Origin of the sequence: Massilia sp. CCM 8734 (genome assembly GCF_011682155.1) — a bacterium.
Lineage (GTDB): Bacteria > Pseudomonadota > Gammaproteobacteria > Burkholderiales > Burkholderiaceae_D > Telluria_A > Telluria_A rubra.
On the sequence record NZ_WHJI01000105.1, the window covers coordinates 1 to 2,479 of the forward strand.

The 2,479-nt window shown below is 58.4% G+C and carries 1 protein-coding gene; it reads right to left on the reverse strand.

The genetic code is table 11. From position 1 onward, the window contains the following. Positions 1-2,479 (reverse strand): hypothetical protein (locus tag F2P46_RS35505; protein WP_166899190.1); only part of this gene is annotated, 2,479 nt, incomplete at both ends.

Sequence of the window (2,479 nt, forward strand, 5' to 3'; positions counted from 1 at the left end):
CGCCGGACCTCGCGCAGCTCCGCGACAACATCAGCGTTACCACCGCCGCCCAGCATCGAACGGGTCTGGCTGGCGTTGAAAATACGCGACGGGCCGGTAGCTTCAAGCTCCGGGCCATTCTCACCAACCAGGCGCAGGCCACCGCCGAAGTCACCGCCAGCCGCATACCCTGGCACATGGTGATCCCGCAGAAATTTCGCCCAGCTACCATCACGTTTCGCGTCGAGTTCTGGTTTGGCCGCGTTCATGAAATCCGCCAACTCGGTGTTATCGACAGATTCGCCGTAGGCCTTTTTCCAGAAGTCGATCCCGCTCTGCTCGCCCTTGCGCCCTAAAACTTTCTCGTACAGCCCTTCTACCGAGAGCGGCGCCGGCTTGTCCTTCACGTCCTGCACTGCAATCCCGAAGGCCTTGAGCGCTTCCGCAATGGACATCACGCCGGTGTTCAATCCCCGCGCCAGATCGAGCTGGGTCTGAGCATTCGTGACGATCAAGTCCTGAGCTGCCATCTCAGCTTTATGCTGATCGGCCAGGAGCTTGAGGTTGGCGTCGCTTCCTGCCTGTGCCGCGCCGGCCGCCTTGTTGATGGCGTCGACTGTCAAGGACGCGAAATTGATCTCATCCTTGGCGTTTTCCTTTAGCGTAGCGATGCTGCTGGCGGTTCGCGCCTGGTCACGCGTCCACTCTTCGAATGTTTTGAAAAGCTGCTGCGACGGCTTGGCAATAACGCTCAAGGCATCATCGAGGCCCTTGATGTCGGCCGTGCCACCGCCGCGCGTCGTGATGGCTGCCCGCGCCAGCAACTCCTGGGCCGAGCGACGCTGGGCGGCGTCGAAGTAGTCCACCTGGATTACCGTTGAGGCCAAGGCATCGTTCAGCTTGTCGAACACATCTTGCACGGCATCGGTCCGTGTTTTGACCGCGCTGATCTGGTCCTTGGTCTGCTCCGATATGGCCTTAAGATCTTCCACATGGCGCTGATAAGCATCAGTCATGCTTACCTTGTTTCGGTCAACGGCTGTTTTGACGTTCTCCAAGGCGGTGTTCGCGCCGGTAACTGCACTCGCTGCCGCTGCGGCTTGATCCTGTAAAGCGTTCCTGTTTTTGATCAGTGCCGCCGTCGATGCCTCAAGCCCCACGACCTCAAGGGCGCGTGTTGCAGCCAATGCGTCAAATTTGTTACCTTGAAGCTCCATGATCTGGATTTCGATGCTGCGATTCTTGGCCACCAACGCAGTTGCCGCGTTTTCGTCCTCCAGCGCGTGGCGGCGCTTGATGATCTGTGCAGTAGACGCGTCCAAGCCGACCATCTCTTCTGCACGTTTCGCTGCGAGCGCGCCGACTTTGTTACCGGCCAATTCCAAATTCTGGATTTCAAGCGCGCGGTTCTTGTTGGCCAGTTCTGTGGCCACGATCTCGTCGTAGACATCCCAGTTCGACTCATCGACCTTCTTCTTGCGTTTTGTTGCCATGTCCTCCGGTTTCATTTTCAGTTCGTCGCGCCGGTCGATCAGACCTTCGCGCTCGCTTAGCTTCTCGGCTGCCGTCTTTGTTTTCTCAAGCGATGGCACTACCGCCGCAAACGCAGTCTCAAGCGCCATCAGCCCGGTGAACAGTTCCATCCCTCCCTTCGTCGCAAGCTTGCCGCTCTCCGATATCCCAAGCACTGCCGCCTTGAAATCATCGCGCGTCTTAATGCCAGATTGGCCTAGGGCCGCCAGTTGCTCGCTGACGTATTTCTGTACCGGCGCCAATCGCTCGGCTTCAGTCAGGAAGTTGTCGGCAAAGCTGCCGGTCTGCTCAGTTAATTTATCGATCCCACCCGCCATATCAATCAAGTCCTGGCGCGCGCGCAGGCTGCTAACGCCGGCAGCACCGAAGGTCATACCCAGCGACGACAGCGATTGATCCAGAGTGGCGTAATTCGAGGCCAGTCGGACGATGGTTTCGGTGTAGCCCTCGCCGGCCTTGCGGAACCCGTCCATATTCGGAAGCACAGCTTCAGCCATGCCGTCCATAGTCCTCGACAGCACAGCGTTGAGCTCCGCAGTAAGCTCATCCCCCTTCAGACCCTTGAGTGAAATTTCTGTCACGTCGATGGTCAGCGCGTCGAGCGACTTCTTGACGTGGTCAGCTCCGACACCAAGCACCGTCGCCGCCTCCGAAAGAGCACTCTCCACGCCCTTGAAGACGAGGCCGAGCTGTGCTGACAGGTCTGAATTGAGCGCTGCCGTCTCAACGCTGTTGGTAACTTTCTTACTCGCGCCGAAAAAGCTCGTTTTCTTCGTGTCGACGCTCGCGTACTGGTTGTACCCCTTACCGTCCTGGAGCCCGCGAACGCTACCGCCGAATTGAATGCCGGCATCAACGATAGTCTTGGTGGTCTTGCCCCACAGATTCGACAGCATTTTCCCAAGCGGATCGATCGACGACGCGAACAGGCCGCCCGTCAGCAAGCTAGGGATGTTCAGGATGCCAG